The sequence below is a fragment of the Mucilaginibacter gilvus genome, from assembly GCF_004054195.1.
Classification (GTDB): domain Bacteria; phylum Bacteroidota; class Bacteroidia; order Sphingobacteriales; family Sphingobacteriaceae; genus Mucilaginibacter; species Mucilaginibacter gilvus.
This window is the reverse complement of the sequence record NZ_SBIW01000001.1, coordinates 572,169-587,558: the sequence shown is the minus strand read 5'-3', so window position 1 is coordinate 587,558 and position 15,390 is coordinate 572,169. Positions and strand designations below refer to the sequence as shown.

Sequence of the window (15,390 nt, the reverse complement as noted above, 5' to 3'; positions counted from 1 at the left end):
AAGCAGTTAAGTTAAGTCACCATTTCGTCTCGGTACTTATGACTTTGCGATGCTCTTTAGCACCCTACACATTATCGCTATTTCTTCCTCGGTGTTATAATAATGCACCGATGCCCGCACAATGTTCGCCAGTTTGTTCTTATTCATATAAATAAGGGTGGATATGGCTTTTGCAAGTGATACATTGATGCCTTGTTCCGCCAGTTTGGTTTTTACCAGCGCACTCTCTATGCCTTCAACAGAAAAAGTAACAATGCCGCATTGTTCAGCCCCAAAATCGTGCACGGTTACGCTGTCAATGCTGCTCAGCTGCCCGCGCATGGTATCTGCCAGGTATTGTACCCGCTGCCATATCCTGTCGATGCCGATATTTAAGGCGTACTCGATGGCTTTGCCCAGGCCAAGGGTTAGCGCACGGTTCTTTTCGTAAAGTTCAAAACGGCGGGCATCATCGCGGATCTTAAAGTCGGTTTCGCTTACCCATTCGGCTGCAAAGCTATCCATCAGTATCAGCCTCAGCTTATTCTGCACTTCCTTCCGCACAAACAAAAAGCCGGTTCCGCGAGGGGCGCGGAGGTATTTGCGCCCTGTTACCGATAGCATATCGCAGCCAATTTCTTTCACGTCAACAGGTACCTGCCCGGCACTTTGGCACGCGTCTACCATGTATAAAATATGGTGTTTGCGGGCTATTTTTCCAATCTCCACTACGGGGATCATTCCCCCGGCTGTCGACGGGATCTGCGTAACGGCTATCAATTTTGTTTGTGCCGAGATCAGTTCCTCCAAGCCCTGCAGTGAAAAATTACCCTGTTCATCATTCGGCACTACTTTAAATACTACGCCATGGTTTTTCTGCACGTTCAGGAACCCCATCAGGTTGGTTACGTATTCCATTTCTGAGGTGATGATCTCATCTCCGGGCTTAAAATCTATGCCATTAAATACCAATCCCCAGCCTACACTGGCGCTTTCTACAATGGCAACCTCGTCCCGGTGGGCATTAATAAGGCGGGCGATGAGGTCGTAAGTGTTATTTAAAGTCACTTGGTATTTGGCCTCTGTTTCGTAACCTCCGTATTGCGCTTCTTCTTTCAGATAATTGATCACGGTATTGAGGACCACATCGGGTGGCAAGGACGCGCCGGCATTATTAAAGTGGATAAGCGCGGCAGCACCTTTAGTTTCTGCGCGGTATTGTTGTACTTCCTGTTCGTTTATGGGGGTAATTTCCATGAGCTACTAATTATGATACAAAGTAAAGTGATGCAGGTTTGGTAAAACAGATGCAGATTTGTTAATTTTGAGCATAACAGATTCTGATGGAAATGATTATTGCTACCCCGGATGACGACTTTTTGTACGAGAAGATTGCCGCCCGTTTTGAGAATCAAGTAAAAAAAGGCTTGCTAAAACCGGGCGACAAGCTTTTGTCTGTCCGTGCGCTAAGCCGCGAGCAGGGTATCAGCATCAGCACGGCCTATAAGGCTTATGTGGAGCTGGAAAACATGGGCATGATAGAGGCGCGCCCAAAATCGGGCTACTATGTAAAATTCTCACCAGCAAGGTTCAGTAACTCCCCGGATATAAAACCCCCGCTAAAAAACACGGGGCAGGTGAGTGTTACCGAGATGATAGCCATGGTGTACCAGAACATGCCCGAGGAAAGCGTATTGAAGTTATCGCGCGCGGCACCGCCTTTAAATCTTATTCCGCTGGCAAAGCTAAACAGGTCCATGATCGAAGCCATCCGCAAAAGCCCAAGCGGCAACAGCAATTACGAAACCCTGCAGGGCAATATCGCTTTGCGCAAACAGATTGCAAAAAACGCTTTTAACTGGGGCGGTAATATTACCGAAGAGGATGTGGTTACCACGCAAGGCTGTATGGAAGCGCTGATATTTTGCCTGCGGGCAGTTACCGAACCCGGCGACACCGTGGCGATTGAAAGCCCTACCTATTTCGGTATTTTTAATGTGATGCTCAGCCTCAACCTGAAAGTGCTGGAGATCCCCGTTGCCCCGGAAATAGGGCTGGATATTGAATACCTGGAGCAGGCAATGAAAAGCGTGGCAATAAAGGCCTGCCTTTTTGTAACCAATTTTAGCAACCCCGTGGGTAGTTGCATGCCCGATGAACGCAAGCGGCAATTGGTAAAACTGCTTGCAAAAAAGGAGATCCCCCTGATTGAGGATGATATTTATGGCGAGATCTATTTTGGAAAAATCCGGCCGCATACTTGCAAAAGCTTCGATACCGATGGTTGGGTGATGCTTTGTTCGTCGGTATCTAAATCGCTGGCGCCGGGTTACCGGGTTGGCTGGTGTATCCCGGGCAGGTTTAAAGAGCAGGTGGTTAATATTAAAATGATGCACACCATCAGTTCGGCCACGCCCACCCAGGCAGCAATCGCCTTGTTTTTTGAGGCTGGCCGCTACGATCTGCACATGCGCAACCTGCGCCGGGCTTTGTACACCCAATGCCTGCGTTATATGCAAGGCATAGCCGGGCACTTTCCGCCTGATACTAAAATAAGCCGCCCGCAAGGGGGCTATGCCTTATGGATAGAACTGGACAAAAGCATCAACGCGTTTGAACTATACCAGGCCGCTATGAAGCACAATATCAGCATTGCGCCGGGGCAGATCTTTAGCACCGATGCCCGTTTTTCAAACTTCATCCGCATCAGTTTCGGGATGCCTTATGATGATGTGGTGGACAACAGTTTTAAAGTTTTAGGGCAACTTGTAAGTGAGCTAACAGGCTAACATGGCCACTGTATGGCCGCGTGAGTTGAGTTTGTAGATATGTGTTCGAATCCTATCGTCTACTGTTAAACGACACAAAAGCAAGGTTTGCCGATACCTGGACAGCTGGGTGACTGCAATCGCTTTTATTTACCCCAAATCATAAAAGCCACTATCCCCGGTAAAGCCGCGTTGTTTAACAACCCAACAGGTATAGCCGCAGACACAAGTGGCAATGTTTACGTAGTCGATTTAGCAATAATCTTATCCGCAAGGTGAATTGAGTGGGATACACCTTTAGGTTTTAATAACTATATTGGGCTACTAAACCAAAAGCCCCCATGACTGAATTTGAAGAATCTTTGCAAGCTGAAAAACCCCTGCCTGAAGTAATATCCGTAGATGAAAAAATCTACACCGTTACACAGATCCGGGTTGCTACGTTTTTTGGAGGGCCCCTGGTGGCCGGTTACCTTATTGCTGAAAACTTTAAGGCCTTTAACGAGTATGATAAGGCAAAAAGAACCTGGCTGATAGCAATTGGAGTTACGGTGACTGTGTTCGCCCTTATATTCGCCATCCCCGAGTCAGTTAAAATACCCAATATTGCGTTCCCATTGATCTACTCCTGGGCTACCTATATATTGGTACCCAAGTACCAGGGGCAGCAAATGCAGGAGCACTTTAGGGCAGAGGGGCAAAGCTATAACTGGGGCCGTGCCGCTGTAGTGGGTCTTATCGGCCTTGCCGTTACTTTAGTATTGTTGGCTATCGGCATTTTTGGATTCGCATTATTGTTTCCTTCCGGAGTTTCTTAGCGGTCCTTTATAGTATACACCCTTCGTGTTAAAATAATATTACTAAAAGCTCATTATTAGCTGCTTAAATTCCTTTATCGGGTTTAACTTTAGGCTACCAATTATACTTTTTTATGAGTGAAAAAACATCACGCCCCGGGCTTAACGCCGTTTGTCTTTTGCTGTTTGCATGCATTTTATTCGGTACCAATACTTTGAGGGCGCAAAGCGATAGCCTCGGCGTGTTTAGCAGTCACCAGGATATTGGTAACCCTAAAAAGGCGGGAGCAGTTAAATACGATAAGGTAACGCATTCTTATGCCATCAGCGGTTCGGGTTATAACATCTGGTTTAACCGGGACGAGTTTCAATACGTTTATAGAAAGATAAAAGGCGATTTCACAGCCACCGCCAACTTTGAATTTAAAGGTGCGGATGGTAACGGGCACCGCAAAATTGGCTGGACGATCCGCGAATCAACCGATGAGGGGGCTATCCACGCCAGCGCGGTATCGCACGGCGACGGGCTAACTGTAATGCAATGGCGATCAACCAAGGGCGCCAACATGCTCGATCCGCAGGAAGAGATCTTCTACCCCGAAAAGAAGTTTGAAGTGATACAATTGCAGCGCATTGGTAAGCAGATCATCATGCGGGTAGGCCATGTAGGAGAGCCATTAAAAACCGTTGGTTCGCACACCATGCCCAATATGCCCGATGATGCACTAATCGGCATCTTCATCTGCTCGCACGACCCGGCGGTTTTGGAACGTGCCGTAGTTTGGGATGTGCATTTAGATTAGCGGGTGATTAACGGTACTACGCCAAAATTATGCGGATCTCTGCCTGCCCGGGCTTTATGGGCGCGCTGAAGTCTGTAATATTCATCAGGAATAAATCGGTGAGAAAAGGAAAGCGGCGTAGGGTTTCGTGCACCTACCACAATTTATCCACCATATCATACCGGGACAGGTAGTTTTCGCTGGTTGGCTGCTGGTTATAAGCCAGGTAATAAATATACTGGTTGTTTTTGTCTATCCCCGGCATCAGTTTAATAAGTGCCTTGCGTATCAGCAGGTTTTCGGCTTTAATGGCGGCGGTATCTTTCAGCTTCACCTTTGTTATATAAGTTATCTGCGGAAAGCTTCCTTCCCGTGTTGTTTTATTATTAATGCTGATGATATACGGCCGGCTGAGCAGGTCATCCACAGGGGTAGGGAATTTGTAGACCTTCGCGGCATCAACGGTTACTTTATTGTAAAAGCGGTGTACTTCTGCTTCGTTATCATAAACCCATAATTCGCTTGGCCTTAAGCTAACGATAGCCAGGTTCATGTTATTTAAAGCATCTATCAGCTGGCCTTTGTTGTACTGCTCTTGGGCGGTCTTATAGAGCTCTTGGGCGTTTTTGCCATTAAAGCCATAAGGCTGCATATCCATAAAACCTATTTTCCATCCATAGCTATATTTGGCGTAGCCTATCGTTATTATCTGCTTATTAGGTACCTCTTTTTTTGCTTGGATGAAGTGCATAAAATACATCTCCTGCGTCACCGCCGGGTAAATAAGGCTGTAGGCATTTACATCTTTTAAGTGCGATTTAATGGTATCTGCCCCTAAATATTTGTTTACCACATAATATTCATCCATCCGTTTAAAGGTATCGGTAACCAAGGCGTGGCCTATATTTTTCACACGGGCGTCGGTGCTATTCTCAGCAATTAGTTCTTTAGAAAGCAAGCTTTCCAGTATTTCGGTATCCCCCTTTTTTATGAGATCAAGGGCCTTGTCGTTCAGCTCGTGCATATCATCGCGCTTGCCCTCGCTTATCTCGTTGTTTTTCCAGTAGCCGGGTTTGCTGCAACCAAGTAAAAAAATAGCCACAAAAGCCATAACAAGGCGTCCGTGTAAATTAGGGGTTACGCGTATCATGTTGCTAATGTAAATAAACGGGCGCATACACTAAGTTTTAATTAAATAAAGAGCCTCTTTTGGATGGCTACGCTTTCTGCCTTATCTTAGGGCCTGTCAAACCATGAAAAAAACACTCATCACCCTGTGCCTTTCGCTTTGCTGCGTTATGGCGTTCGCCCAATCTTTTGAAGGCACTATTGTTTACAAAAACAGCTATAAAAGTAAAATGCCCACGGTAACCGACCAGCAGTTTACCGATATGATGGGCACTACACAAACCTGGTCCATCAGCGGCGCGGCCTATCGGGCCGAGTTGAACGGTCAACTGGTGCAATGGCAAGTGTATGTTCCTGCCGATAATAAGCTCTACACCAAAATGGCCAACTCCGCAGATGCGCTGTGGAACGATGCAGCTGAAAATAAAGATGAGGTGTTGAGCTCAGAATTGCACAAGGACGTAATTGAAATATTGGGCTACAAATGCGATGAGTTGGTGCTTAACTGTAAATCGGGCGTGCAGAAATATTACTTCAGTAAAAAATTGGGAATAGACGCGCGCTTATTTTCCAACCACAAGTTCGGTAATTGGTACGCCATGCTAAGCGAAGCCGGTGCGGTGCCGTTGAAAACTATTGTGGATAGTCCTCAATTTACTATTGAAAGCATCGCTACCGAAATAAAACCGGCCAAATTAGATAAAGCATTATTTGTTTTACCGGCAGGCACAACCACGTCCAAGAATCCTTATTAACAACAGGCATACAGAATGCGTAAGTGGTTAACTAAGGGCAACCTCATCAATGGGGTAATTATTATCGCGCTGTTGGTTGTTGTTTTTGTACCACCCGCAAAGGCTTTACTGATGCGGGGACTAATGGGCATCGGTTTTTTTAAGGCGGATGTTACGCAACAGGCACCACCTGTACCCGTAGTCGCCGATATAGCTTTTCAAAATGCAGCGGGGCAAACCATTCATCTCAGCCAGTTAAAAGGAAAGGTGGTTTTCCTCAACTTTTGGGCCACCTGGTGCCCGCCCTGCCGCGCAGAAATGCCATCCATTAATACCCTGCACCAAAAACTGAAAGACGATAGCAACGTGGTTTTTATAATGGTCGATGCAGACAGTCAGCTGAACCTTGCCGCGCAGTTTATGACGAAATATGCCTATGACCTGCCTTTGTACCAGGTTGTAAGCGATATGCCGCAAAGCGTCTACAGCGGCAGTTTGCCAACAACCGTTATATTTAATAAAGCCGGGAAAATGGTGTTTAAACATGACGGCATGGCTAATTATGACAGCGGCGAGGTGGAAGAGTTTTTGACGAAGCTGGCCGCCGCCAAATAATATAGCGATTACCTATCCCCCGCAGGTATTATAAATCGACAAGGTTTGTGATAATTCGCCTTAATTTATGAAATTCGTGTCTCTTAAATCAACACCAATTATCATGAAGGTATTCAACCTTGTATTCGTTTTCATATTCATCGTTTTCGCGGCCCTGCAATACAACGACCCCGACCCTTACATCTGGGTGCCTATTTATTTGTATAGCGCCGCGCTTTGCTATTTAGCTGCTCAAAAGAAATTCTACCCTAAAGCATACTTGGTTGGCGTTATTGTTTACGGCCTATACGCCGCCTACCTGTTTTTTGATAAAACCGGCGTTATCGACTGGATAACCGAGCACAACCACGAAAGCATGGTACAAACCATGAAAGCCGAAAAACCATGGATAGAAGAAAGCCGCGAGTTTTTCGGGCTGGTGATCCTGATCGTTGTGATCGCCATTAACTGGGCGTATATGAAGCGTTTGGAAAAGAAATAAATTACCTATAACATCAACCATGAAATACAGAAATTTAGGCAACACAGAAGTTAAACTATCGGCAACCGGGTTGGGCTGCATGGGCATGAGCCATGCCTATGGCGAACCCGACGATGCAGAATCTATAGCCACACTAAACCTGGCGCTGGACCTTGACATTAACTTTTGGGACACCGCTGATGTTTACGGAAACGGCCAAAACGAAAAACTCATTTCGCAGGTGCTAAAACCTAACCGCGATAAAATATTCCTGGCTACCAAGTTTGGCTTCAGGGCTACACCGGATGGTAAGCTGAGTACCTTTGATGGTTCACCCGATTATATGAAAACCGCAGTAGAAGCCAGCCTTAAACGCCTGCAAACCGATGTGATAGACCTTTACTACGCCCACCGTATAGACCCTAACGTGCCCGTTGAGGAAATGGTTGGCGCCATGGCCGAACTGGTGAAAGAAGGCAAGGTGAAATACATTGGCTTATCAGAGGCATCGGCGAATAGCATTCGTCGGGCACATGCGGTGCACCCTATATCTGCACTGCAAAGCGAATACTCATTACTTACCCGCGATGTGGAGGCGGAAATATTACCGCTTTGTAAAGAGCTGGGTATCTCTTTTGTGCCTTTTAGTCCGCTTGCGCGCGGCCTGATCACCAATACCCTAAACGTGGCCGACCTGAAAGAGGGTGATTTCCGCAAATCGTTACCGCGCTACCAGGAGAGCCATGCCGGAAATAACCAAAGCCTTGCACAGGGCTTCGCCGGAATTGCCGAAGGTATAGGCTGCTCACCGGCGCAGTTAGCCATTGCCTGGGTATTGGCGCAGGGCGATAATATTATTCCCATCCCCGGCACCAAAAAACGCAAATATTTGCAGGAGAACGCAGGCAGCGTAGAGGTAGAATTATCGGCACAAAACTTAGCGGATATAGAAGATCTGCTGAAAAAATATCCCGATACCGGCGCGAGGTATAACGAGGGGTATTTTAAGTTTGTGGATAAGAATTGAAGTAGACACGAATTTCACGAATGAGGTGAATTTCACGAATTTATTTATAGCGGTTTTTCGCGTTAGGGGTGTAGCGGATACCAGCCCCGCGCCTAAGGCCTGTGCAGTATGAGCGGATGACCCGGCCGCAGGCAACGCCGTAAACGGACGAAAGTGGAAAGACATAGGAGCAAGGAATGCAGTTTAGCCGAAAGTAGACAAGAATAAAGGAACAACAACAAACAACTCAATAATCAACCACTCACTACTCAAATAATTAACCAACTCCTGTCCAATCCGGAAAAACTCACTTGTTATTGGGGTATAAACAAAATATTCAAATAACATTTAAAATTAAAGATCATGAACGAGTACGCATTAATTATGAGGCACGAGGACGGGAGCAAAATTGCATCGCCGGAGCAAATGCAGGCCTGGATGAAACAAACCATGGATTGGATAGGCACTATCGCGGCCCAAAATAAATTTGTTGGCGGCACGGGGCTTCCGTTTGATGGTGCAAGTGTGGTGGGCCACAATGGCGTGGTAACCAACGGCCCCTTCGGCGATATTAAGGAAACCATAGGCGGCTTTATTACCGTAAGGGTAGAATCGTTGGAGGAAGCGATTGAATTTGCCAAAGGTTGCCCGGTGCTGCAAGCCGAAGGAAATAGCGTTGAGGTGCGAAGGATAGCAAAGAATGACGGAACGCATTAAACAATTCCGGAGCCTTGCCCTGCTTTCTCCAAGGGAGAGGGTTCTTAAGATTTTAGAGTTACAAGAAATAGAATATTAAACAACATATTTAAGTCCTCTCCTTTGGAGAGGACTTAGGTGAGGCCCTTATGCAGCAACCAGAGATCATCCCTCATCTTTTCCGTACCGAGTTCCGCAAAATAACGGCGGTACTTTGCAAGCGCTTCGGGATGGAGAATGTGAATATTGCCGAGGATATTGCAAGCGAAACCTTCCTCTCCGCATTGGAGATTTGGCCCTATAAAGGACTGCCGGAGAACCCCACCGCATGGCTGTACACCGTAGCTAAAAACAAAGCGAAGAATATGCTGGCGCGAAACGAGGTGTTCCATCGTAAAATAACGCCTTTTGTACAGGCAGAAACGCCGGAAGGGCAGGAGCCGGACATCGACCTTTCACCCGAAAATATTGCCGATAGTCAGCTGCAAATGCTGTTTGCCATTTGCCACCCATCCATCCCGGCGGAAGCACAGATTGGACTGGCCCTGCGCATCCTCTGCGGTTTTGGGATAGATGAAATTGCAACCGCCTTTTTGAGCAATAAAGAAACCATTAATAAGCGCCTTTACCGTGCCCGTGAAAAGCTGCGTGCCGAAAAGGTTGCTATAGAGTTTCCGCCGGAGAGCGAGATAGCGGGCCGCCTGCAGCCCGTGCTCACCACCATGTACCTGTTGTTTAACGAGGGCTATTATTCCGAAAGCAGCGACGAGGTATTGCGGAACGACCTTTGCCTGGAGGCCATGCGCTTAACCGATATGCTGATAGCGTACCCGCCCACCAACCTGCCGGATGTGAACGCGCTACTGGCCCTGATGTGTTTCCACGCCTCGCGGTTTAAAGCGCGCAGGAACAACAATGGCGAAATGGTACTTTACCACAACCAGGACGAATCGCTTTGGAATCAGGAATTGATCAGCAAAGGCGCTTGGCATTTAAGCAAAGCATCCACCGGCGACAGGCTCTCTAAATACCACTTCGAGGCAAGCATCGCTTACTGGCATACCATCAAAGAAGATACCGCCGAAAAATGGGAGAACATTCTGCAATTATTTAATCAACTGCTGATGCTGGAGTATTCTCCCATAGCGGCGCTAAACCGTACTTGCGCGCTCTCCAAGGTTCGCGGCAACGAGACTGCTATTATGGAAGCCGAAAAGTTGCAGCTTACCAATAACCAATATTACTTTACTCTGCTGGGTGAGCTCTATAAAAGCATCGACCCGCAAAAAGCATTGGAAAACTTACAACAGGCCTTAGCGCTTGCCAAAACACAGGCAGATAAGCAGGTTATCCAGACGGGCATCAATAACTTAACTCGGGCTAAGGACTAAACAGGCAATAATTACATAAGGCTTAAAAACGTTTAAAAGCTATTTTGTACTTTTGGCGCAAACGTCATCGCCCATGAACCACCTTTTTATTCGCTCCGGTAAATTATTAGTCATTACTGCATTTATTGCACTTTCGGCATGTAATAACGCATCAAAAACCGCCGAAACCAAAACCGACAGCACTGCAGCCGTTGGTGCTGTGCCTGCCGCTACAGGCCAAACAGGAACACTTATCGGCGCATGGCATGATGAAGCAATTAAATCAGAAAAAGGCGAATCGATAGCTTACGAACTTATTAGCTCGGGCGATAAAACCTATATACAGGCCATTACCTTTGTGGGCAAAAACCTGAAGCTGAATGATACCCCGCCTATCACCCCATCAGCCTCTGAATTAAAAAAGGACGGCGATAAATACACCAGCATCGAACGGCCATCTGAGTACTACCAAATAGATAAAGCCGGCGATCTGCTCATTTACGACGGTACCGACATGGTAGCCAAATGTAAAAAGCTGATATAAATAGACGCGAATTTCACGACAAAACGGATTTCACGAATTAAGCTTCATGTAATTCGTGAAATTAGCCATATTCGTGAAATTGGTGTCCATTCCAAACAAAACGCCGCCGCCATTATTAATCTTAAATGGAAAATGAGGCCAAATACTATTCGGGCACCAGCGGGTTGGTATTGCCGGTACCTAATAAACTATCGTATCCACCCGGGTATCAGGACAAAAGCAGGCTCGCCTATTACGGCTCGCTATTCAACAGCATAGAGGTAAACAGCTCTTTTTATAAAGTACCCATGGCTGCCACCGTGCGCAAATGGGCAGCCGATGTTCCGGATGATTTCCGTTTTACCTTTAAACTTTGGCGGGAGATCACCCACAATAAAGGACTCGTTTATAAGCCCGAAGATGTTACCCGCTTTATGGAGGTGATCGGCCAGGCTGGCGAAAAGAAAGGCAGCCTGCTGGTGCAGTTCCCGGCGAGTATTACCATTGCCAACCGTACCCAAATGGAAAAATTGCTGCAGGATCTTAACCGGGCCAACACCGCTGAGTGGGATATAGCGGTGGAATTCCGCAACAATACCTGGTACCGCGATGATATTTATAGCATGTTGCATGGGTATCAAATGAGCCTGGTGCTGCACGATATGCCAAAATCGGCACCACCAATGCTGGAGCAGGATGTGCCCTTTGTTTATCTGCGGTTCCACGGGCCGGGCGGAGGGTACCGGGGGAGTTATGCCGATGAGATCTTATCTGAATACGCCGGGTACATAACAGAATGGCTTGAAGAAGGCAAAACTGTTTACACCTATTTTAACAACACCATGGGCGATGCGCTGAAGAATTTGATTACGTTGAATGAGTATGTGAATAACAGCCAGGCTGTTTAGCACGAACTCAGATCCCCTTCAGCGCCCCTTTCAAATTATTAAACTCCCCATCCGGTGATGTCCAGTTGGAGTAGACGGTTTCGTTTTCATAATCGTGCACCTGGGTTACCGTTGTGCCGCTTTTTTCCTGCCAGGTAACTAAATAAAGTTGCGGGCGTAACTCCGTCATTTTGGTTTGTACGGTCTCTACTACGTTCACGTTTTCGCCACCCTTTTCGGTGATGGTAAAGGTAAGGAGGGTTTCACTTTCAATATGCAGGATGGCTTTAGCCATGCCGAAATCTACTTCGAATTTTTTGCCTATGAAATTCATAATTTAACTTTTGGTACTACAAAGCTGGTAAGAATAAAATGAATTAGCAGGGTGTAAATGCGGCTATTTGTCGGGGCATTTGCGACATGTTAAACAATTCGTGCAATTCGCATCATTCGTGAAATTCGTGTCCCATTGTAACATTTTTATGCCGTTTATGTATAAAATCTTCCGGCGTCTAACAGCCCATTAAACCATCCCCTGCCAAGCCCGTCTATCCTTACAAACAACATAAAGCGTAAAAAAAAGAAAACATGAAAAAGATATTATTGATGGTTACCATGGTGCTGGGATTAAGCGTATTAGCCCAGGCACAAACAAAAGAAAGACAACATAAAACCCCAGAACAGCGTGCAGAACGCGTTACCGGGATGCTGCAAAAGAAGCTGAACCTGAGTGCCGATCAGTCGGTAAAAGTAAAGGCGATTTTGTTAACCCAGGCAACGCAGATGCAAAGCATGAGGGCCAACAAATCGGACGATAAAAAGGCCAACCACGAGGCATTTAAGACCCAGCTACAAAAAACCGACAGCGAACTGGCCGCCGTATTCACTGCAGACCAAAACAAAACCTACAGCGATTTTAAAGCAAAGCTAAAAGAGCGGTTTAAAGGCGGCCACGGGATGATGGCCCATAACCGTAAAGGTGGGATAAAAAACCCAGCCCAGCGTGCCGAGCGCATGACAGGTATGCTACAAAAGAAACTGAATCTAAGCGACGATCAGTCGGCAAAAGTGAAAGCGATATTTGTAGCCCGTGCCGCACAGGTAGATAGCCTTAAAGCTAAAAACCCCGGCGACCGCAAAGCAAACCGCGAAGCATTTAAAACTTTGAAACAAGATACTGATAAACAACTGCAGGCCGTATTAACTGCCGATCAGCAGAAGACTTACAGTGAGCTTAAAGCGCAAATGAAAGAACGCCACAAAGGCAAAAGAGACGGTGTAACCGCTCCAAAAGAAGGCTAAGAAATTTAATTGCCGATACATAGTTTTAAGAGAGGGCGGACGATCGTAATGGTCGTCCGCTTTTTTTTATGGCTAATGCGGCAGCTTATCGCGCAGCAAACCATATACCCAGGTGCCTGCAATGGCGCTCAATAAGGTAATTATCACTACTGCAAAGCCGCTGCCTATTTGCGCGAACAAAGGGCCTGGGCAGGCACCGGTTATGGCCCAGCCAAGGCCAAATATTAAGCCACCATAAACATTACCCCAATGGAAGGTTTTTTGGGGAATAATAACCGGTTCGCCGCTGATGGTTTTGATGTTGAAGCGTTTGATCAGCATGATGGAAATCATAGCTACCACAATGGCGCTGCCAATGATGCCATACATGTGAAACGCCTGCAACCGGAACATCTCCTGGATCCGGAACCAGGAGACCACCTCAGATTTGATCAATACGATACCGAACAGCAGGCCGAGGATGAGGAATTTTAGGTTCTTCATAGCGCTAACAAATAAGGTAATATTAACCATGCCATTACAAAGCCGCCCGCCATAAAGCAACAGGTAGCCACCAGGGATGGCCATTGTAAAGATGAGATACCCATAATAGCGTGCCCGGATGTGCAGCCACCGGCATACCGTGTACCAAAGCCCACTAAAAATCCTCCTACAACAATAAACACAAATCCGCGAAGCGTGAGTAAAGCTCCAAAACTGAAGATATCATGCGGCAGCAAACCGCTAAAATCGGTCACGCCTTGTTTTTGTAATAAGGCGGTAGTGGCATGGTTAATAGCCACAGCGCCAGGATTGGAGAGCCAAAAAGTAGCAATAAAACCACCCAAAGTTATACCTGCCACAAAAAACAGGTTCCAGCTTTCGTTGCGCCAGTCGTATTTAAAAAAGGAGATATTGGCCGGCAGGCAAGCCGCGCAAATATGCCGCAATGAGGACGATATACCAAAAGCCTTGTTGCCAAGCAGCAGCAAAGCCGGCACAACGAGGCCGATCAAAGGGCCCGAAAAATACCATGGCCAGGGTTGTTTTATCCATTCCATCAATAGCAAATATATACTTACCACGCGCAAAAACATATTTAACCCTATATTAGTGCTTCTAAATTACCAATGAATTACACGCCGCCACAATTACGCACCGTTAATGTTACCCGCTATGTTACGCCCCTGCGCGAAGGGGGCTCGTTGCCCGCCATTGCCGAGGCAGATGATGGTTTCCTGTATGTTCTTAAGTTTCGTGGAGCGGGGCAAGGGCCTAAGGCTCTTATTGCCGAGCTGATAGGCGGCGAAATTGCCCGCGAGCTCGGTTTTAAAATGCCTGAACTTGTTTTTGTAAACCTCGACGAAGCCTTCGGCCGCACCGAGGCGGATGAAGAGATCCAGGACCTGCTGAAGTTCAGCGTTGGCCTAAACCTGGCCCTGCATTACTTGCAGGGCGCCATCACCTTCGACCCAACAGTTACCGTGGTTGAACCAAAATTGGCTTCGCAAATTGTGTGGCTGGATGCCCTGTTGACCAATGTAGACCGTACCGCCCGCAATACCAATATGCTGATGTGGCATAAAGAACTTTGGCTGATAGACCATGGTGCCGCCCTGTATTTCCATCACAGTATGGATAACTGGGAGGAACAGGCCCTGCGCCCTTTTGTGCAGATAAAAGACCACGTACTGCTTAGGAAAGCAACGGAAATAGAACAAGTGGACGAGGAATTTAAAGCCATACTAACACCCGGACTGATCGACGCCATTGTATCCATCATTCCCGATGCGTGGTTGGTGGATAGGTCGTTTGAAACAGAGGACGAACAACGGCAGGTATACGCGCAGTTTTTAAATAAGCGCTTAGCAAATTCCGGTATTTTTCTAAAGGAAGCACAACATGCAAGATCGCAACTTATTTGAGTATGCCGTTATCCGCGTGGTGCCCAGGGTAGAACGCGAGGAGTTTATGAACGTTGGGGTGATACTGTATTGCGCCAAACACAAGTACCTTAAAATGGTGTATCAGGTAGACAAGGAACGCCTGCAGGCTTTTTTTAAGGATATTGATACAGATGGAGTAGAGGAGAATCTGCGCTCATTTCAGCGTATTTCCGACGGTGGTAAGGATGCAGGGCCGATAGGTTTGCTGGATGCGCCATCACGCTTTAGGTGGTTAACCGCTACACGCAGTACGGTGGTGCAAACTTCCAAAGTACACCCTGGCTTTTGTATTGATGGGGACGAAACTATCGGGCGGCTGTATAAGCAGCTGGTATTATAATTATTAAGCTTTCTCAAATTCTCTCCATTGGAAAGGGTTTAGATGAGGCTACCGAATTGAACCTCACAAATAAACACT

Annotated in this window: 20 protein-coding genes; 15 read left to right on the top strand and 5 right to left on the bottom strand. The window is 46.8% G+C overall.

Annotated features, from left to right (window positions below):
* Positions 1-36 precede the first annotated feature (36 nt).
* The gene (locus EPL05_RS02775) at positions 37-1,236 is read right to left on the bottom strand and encodes an aminotransferase class V-fold PLP-dependent enzyme (protein WP_243837199.1); all 1,200 of its coding nucleotides are present in this window, start codon (positions 1,234-1,236) and stop codon (positions 37-39) included.
* Positions 1,237-1,322: 86 nt separating this feature from the next.
* Between EPL05_RS02775 and EPL05_RS02770 the strand changes: the two genes are divergently transcribed.
* The 4 genes from EPL05_RS02770 (at position 1,323) to EPL05_RS02755 (ending at position 4,347) form a co-directional block, all read left to right on the top strand.
* On the top strand, positions 1,323-2,768 hold the full coding sequence (locus tag EPL05_RS02770; RefSeq protein WP_208394658.1) for an aminotransferase-like domain-containing protein: 1,446 nt from the start codon (positions 1,323-1,325) through the stop codon (positions 2,766-2,768).
* 87 nt (positions 2,769-2,855) lie between these two features.
* Positions 2,856-3,026, top strand: coding sequence for an SBBP repeat-containing protein (locus EPL05_RS24575; RefSeq protein ID WP_128531973.1), 171 nt, complete (start codon positions 2,856-2,858; stop codon positions 3,024-3,026).
* A gap of 62 nt (positions 3,027-3,088) precedes the next feature.
* Positions 3,089-3,565: a hypothetical protein gene (locus tag EPL05_RS02760; protein WP_128531972.1), complete on the top strand. Its 477-nt coding sequence runs from the start codon at positions 3,089-3,091 to the stop codon at positions 3,563-3,565.
* Positions 3,566-3,678: 113 nt separating this feature from the next.
* Entirely contained in the window at positions 3,679-4,347 is a 669-nt protein-coding gene (locus EPL05_RS02755) for a hypothetical protein (protein ID WP_128531971.1), read from the top strand.
* 133 nt (positions 4,348-4,480) lie between these two features.
* Here EPL05_RS02755 and EPL05_RS02750 read toward each other — a convergent pair whose 3' ends face one another.
* Positions 4,481-5,476 carry a hypothetical protein gene (locus tag EPL05_RS02750; protein ID WP_128531970.1) on the bottom strand — a complete coding sequence of 332 codons (996 nt, stop codon included), beginning with the start codon at positions 5,474-5,476 and terminating at the stop codon, positions 4,481-4,483.
* A gap of 103 nt (positions 5,477-5,579) precedes the next feature.
* Between EPL05_RS02750 and EPL05_RS02745 the strand changes: the two genes are divergently transcribed.
* The 8 genes from EPL05_RS02745 to EPL05_RS02710 all read left to right on the top strand — a co-directional run bounded on the left by EPL05_RS02745 (position 5,580) and on the right by EPL05_RS02710 (position 11,766).
* Positions 5,580-6,209: a hypothetical protein gene (locus tag EPL05_RS02745; RefSeq protein ID WP_128531969.1), complete on the top strand. Its 630-nt coding sequence runs from the start codon at positions 5,580-5,582 to the stop codon at positions 6,207-6,209.
* 15 nt (positions 6,210-6,224) lie between these two features.
* Positions 6,225-6,803 carry a TlpA family protein disulfide reductase gene (locus EPL05_RS02740; RefSeq protein WP_128531968.1) on the top strand — a complete coding sequence of 193 codons (579 nt, stop codon included), beginning with the start codon at positions 6,225-6,227 and terminating at the stop codon, positions 6,801-6,803.
* A 103-nt stretch (positions 6,804-6,906) separates the two neighbouring features.
* Positions 6,907-7,284: a transmembrane 220 family protein gene (locus tag EPL05_RS02735; protein ID WP_166727613.1), complete on the top strand. Its 378-nt coding sequence runs from the start codon at positions 6,907-6,909 to the stop codon at positions 7,282-7,284.
* A 19-nt stretch (positions 7,285-7,303) separates the two neighbouring features.
* A complete protein-coding gene (locus EPL05_RS02730) occupies positions 7,304-8,290 on the top strand; it encodes an aldo/keto reductase (RefSeq protein ID WP_128531966.1) in 987 nt (328 codons plus the stop codon).
* A gap of 342 nt (positions 8,291-8,632) precedes the next feature.
* Positions 8,633-8,986: a YciI family protein gene (locus EPL05_RS02725; protein ID WP_128531965.1), complete on the top strand. Its 354-nt coding sequence runs from the start codon at positions 8,633-8,635 to the stop codon at positions 8,984-8,986.
* Positions 8,987-9,114: 128 nt separating this feature from the next.
* Entirely contained in the window at positions 9,115-10,356 is a 1,242-nt protein-coding gene (locus EPL05_RS02720; RefSeq protein ID WP_128531964.1) for an RNA polymerase sigma factor, read from the top strand.
* A 73-nt stretch (positions 10,357-10,429) separates the two neighbouring features.
* The gene (locus EPL05_RS02715) at positions 10,430-10,879 is read left to right on the top strand and encodes a hypothetical protein (RefSeq protein WP_128531963.1); all 450 of its coding nucleotides are present in this window, start codon (positions 10,430-10,432) and stop codon (positions 10,877-10,879) included.
* Between the two features lie 125 nt (positions 10,880-11,004).
* Positions 11,005-11,766 carry a DUF72 domain-containing protein gene (locus EPL05_RS02710; RefSeq protein ID WP_128531962.1) on the top strand — a complete coding sequence of 254 codons (762 nt, stop codon included), beginning with the start codon at positions 11,005-11,007 and terminating at the stop codon, positions 11,764-11,766.
* A gap of 7 nt (positions 11,767-11,773) precedes the next feature.
* Here the strand turns inward: EPL05_RS02710 and EPL05_RS02705 are convergent, their stop codons facing one another.
* Positions 11,774-12,079: a MoaF-related domain-containing protein gene (locus EPL05_RS02705; RefSeq protein ID WP_128531961.1), complete on the bottom strand. Its 306-nt coding sequence runs from the start codon at positions 12,077-12,079 to the stop codon at positions 11,774-11,776.
* Positions 12,080-12,333: 254 nt separating this feature from the next.
* Between EPL05_RS02705 and EPL05_RS02700 the strand changes: the two genes are divergently transcribed.
* Positions 12,334-13,047, top strand: a complete 714-nt coding sequence (locus EPL05_RS02700) for a hypothetical protein (RefSeq protein ID WP_128531960.1) — start codon at positions 12,334-12,336, stop codon at positions 13,045-13,047.
* Positions 13,048-13,119: 72 nt separating this feature from the next.
* Here the strand turns inward: EPL05_RS02700 and EPL05_RS02695 are convergent, their stop codons facing one another.
* Complete coding sequence (locus EPL05_RS02695; protein WP_208394657.1) at positions 13,120-13,530, bottom strand: DUF6691 family protein; 411 nt, start codon at positions 13,528-13,530, stop codon at positions 13,120-13,122.
* Positions 13,527-14,087: a YeeE/YedE family protein gene (locus tag EPL05_RS02690; protein WP_243837198.1), complete on the bottom strand. Its 561-nt coding sequence runs from the start codon at positions 14,085-14,087 to the stop codon at positions 13,527-13,529. The genes EPL05_RS02695 and EPL05_RS02690 overlap by 4 nt, the downstream gene beginning before the upstream one ends.
* 69 nt (positions 14,088-14,156) lie before the next feature.
* Here EPL05_RS02690 and EPL05_RS02685 point away from each other — a divergent pair, with 69 nt between their 5' ends.
* Both EPL05_RS02685 and EPL05_RS02680 read left to right on the top strand, forming a co-directional pair.
* Positions 14,157-14,951, top strand: coding sequence for a HipA family kinase (locus EPL05_RS02685; RefSeq protein ID WP_128531958.1), 795 nt, complete (start codon positions 14,157-14,159; stop codon positions 14,949-14,951).
* Complete coding sequence (locus tag EPL05_RS02680) at positions 14,929-15,312, top strand: DUF3037 domain-containing protein (protein WP_128531957.1); 384 nt, start codon at positions 14,929-14,931, stop codon at positions 15,310-15,312. The genes EPL05_RS02685 and EPL05_RS02680 overlap by 23 nt, the downstream gene beginning before the upstream one ends.
* Positions 15,313-15,390 lie beyond the last annotated feature (78 nt).

Coding starts and splice junctions, on each gene's coding strand:
- EPL05_RS02775 (WP_243837199.1), bottom strand. CDS start 1,236: ATGGAAATTACCCCCATAAACGAACAGGAAGTACAACAATACCGCGCA.
- EPL05_RS02770 (WP_208394658.1), top strand. CDS start 1,323: ATGGAAATGATTATTGCTACCCCGGATGACGACTTTTTGTACGAGAAG.
- EPL05_RS02760 (WP_128531972.1), top strand. CDS start 3,089: ATGACTGAATTTGAAGAATCTTTGCAAGCTGAAAAACCCCTGCCTGAA.
- EPL05_RS02755 (WP_128531971.1), top strand. CDS start 3,679: ATGAGTGAAAAAACATCACGCCCCGGGCTTAACGCCGTTTGTCTTTTG.
- EPL05_RS02750 (WP_128531970.1), bottom strand. CDS start 5,476: ATGATACGCGTAACCCCTAATTTACACGGACGCCTTGTTATGGCTTTT.
- EPL05_RS02745 (WP_128531969.1), top strand. CDS start 5,580: ATGAAAAAAACACTCATCACCCTGTGCCTTTCGCTTTGCTGCGTTATG.
- EPL05_RS02740 (WP_128531968.1), top strand. CDS start 6,225: ATGCGTAAGTGGTTAACTAAGGGCAACCTCATCAATGGGGTAATTATT.
- EPL05_RS02735 (WP_166727613.1), top strand. CDS start 6,907: ATGAAGGTATTCAACCTTGTATTCGTTTTCATATTCATCGTTTTCGCG.
- EPL05_RS02730 (WP_128531966.1), top strand. CDS start 7,304: ATGAAATACAGAAATTTAGGCAACACAGAAGTTAAACTATCGGCAACC.
- EPL05_RS02725 (WP_128531965.1), top strand. CDS start 8,633: ATGAACGAGTACGCATTAATTATGAGGCACGAGGACGGGAGCAAAATT.
- EPL05_RS02720 (WP_128531964.1), top strand. CDS start 9,115: ATGCAGCAACCAGAGATCATCCCTCATCTTTTCCGTACCGAGTTCCGC.
- EPL05_RS02715 (WP_128531963.1), top strand. CDS start 10,430: ATGAACCACCTTTTTATTCGCTCCGGTAAATTATTAGTCATTACTGCA.
- EPL05_RS02710 (WP_128531962.1), top strand. CDS start 11,005: ATGGAAAATGAGGCCAAATACTATTCGGGCACCAGCGGGTTGGTATTG.
- EPL05_RS02705 (WP_128531961.1), bottom strand. CDS start 12,079: ATGAATTTCATAGGCAAAAAATTCGAAGTAGATTTCGGCATGGCTAAA.
- EPL05_RS02700 (WP_128531960.1), top strand. CDS start 12,334: ATGAAAAAGATATTATTGATGGTTACCATGGTGCTGGGATTAAGCGTA.
- EPL05_RS02695 (WP_208394657.1), bottom strand. CDS start 13,530: ATGAAGAACCTAAAATTCCTCATCCTCGGCCTGCTGTTCGGTATCGTA.
- EPL05_RS02690 (WP_243837198.1), bottom strand. CDS start 14,087: ATGGAATGGATAAAACAACCCTGGCCATGGTATTTTTCGGGCCCTTTG.
- EPL05_RS02685 (WP_128531958.1), top strand. CDS start 14,157: ATGAATTACACGCCGCCACAATTACGCACCGTTAATGTTACCCGCTAT.
- EPL05_RS02680 (WP_128531957.1), top strand. CDS start 14,929: ATGCAAGATCGCAACTTATTTGAGTATGCCGTTATCCGCGTGGTGCCC.